Here is an 818-nt window from a genome sequence, read left to right as displayed (position 1 = left end):
CGAGGTTCCGGACGCGCGATGAGATCCTCCTGGCCAATCCGCCGACGCGCCATCGTCACCTCCTACCGGTGCCGCCATGGAATCAGAGTACGCCGCGTCGCCTCAAGCACTTCCGCGCACAGGTCTCATCAGTGCCGCGCCGCATGTCGGTGCGGCCCGCCGCCAGCCAGATCCGGACACCGGAGGGAACCGGGATCATCCGCGCAGCACCGCCATCACGCGGCGCAGCGCGGCAGCGCTGATCCCCTCAGCAACCCGAACCGCCGTGCCGTCGGGCAGCACGATCTCGATGCGGCTGTCCACTTGATTCTCAGGGCCGATGGACGCCGCGGCCACCGAGCCCTGCGGCTCCGGCGCGGGAAGCTCCGGCACGATACGCAGCGGCAGGAAGCCCGGCGCCTCAGCCACCAGCCTGCCGCGCCGTTGCGCGTCCCGCCACTGCCACAACAGACCGCGGCTCACATCGTGCCGGCGCGCCACGTCGTTGAACCTGCTGCCAGGCTCCTCGAGCTCGGCCAGGACCCGTAGTTTCTCCTCGTCCCGCCAACGGCGACGCCGCTCGACGCCGGTGATGATCTCCATCCCGCACCCCACCCACTGCCCTTAACGGCGCTCGAAAGAACGTCGGTAAGATCAGAAGACAGGTTCACCCCAATCCCGGTAGGCGGCCTTCGGCGGATGGGTACGCTCAGCCAGCCACGCCTCGTTCTTCGCTGAGCGGTAAGCGGTATCGGCCCAGACATCGGCGGCGGTGTTGTCGGCGTCGATCACCTCCGCCAGCCGCGCACCGTCATGGGCGGCGGCATGACTGGCGGTCC

Annotated in this window: 1 protein-coding gene and 1 pseudogene; both read right to left on the bottom strand. The window is 69.2% G+C overall.

The window, feature by feature from the left end; all coding sequences use genetic code 11:
* Positions 1-195: 195 nt before the first annotated feature.
* Complete coding sequence (gene tnpA / locus H7965_RS30160; RefSeq protein ID WP_186774117.1) at positions 196-582, bottom strand: IS66-like element accessory protein TnpA; 387 nt, start codon at positions 580-582, stop codon at positions 196-198.
* A gap of 108 nt (positions 583-690) precedes the next feature.
* Positions 691-818: pseudogene (locus H7965_RS30155) on the bottom strand (IS5/IS1182 family transposase); the annotation flags it as partial.

This window comes from Siccirubricoccus deserti (assembly GCF_014283215.1).
GTDB classification, from domain to species: Bacteria; Pseudomonadota; Alphaproteobacteria; order Acetobacterales; family Acetobacteraceae; genus Siccirubricoccus; species Siccirubricoccus deserti.
Note: the sequence above shows the minus strand (reverse complement) of the source record. Positions and strands in the feature narration are given on the sequence as shown.

Bases quoted from the DNA above. Each gene is read 5' to 3' on its own strand.
- tnpA (WP_186774117.1), bottom strand. From the start codon at position 582: ATGGAGATCATCACCGGCGTCGAGCGGCGTCGCCGTTGGCGGGACGAG.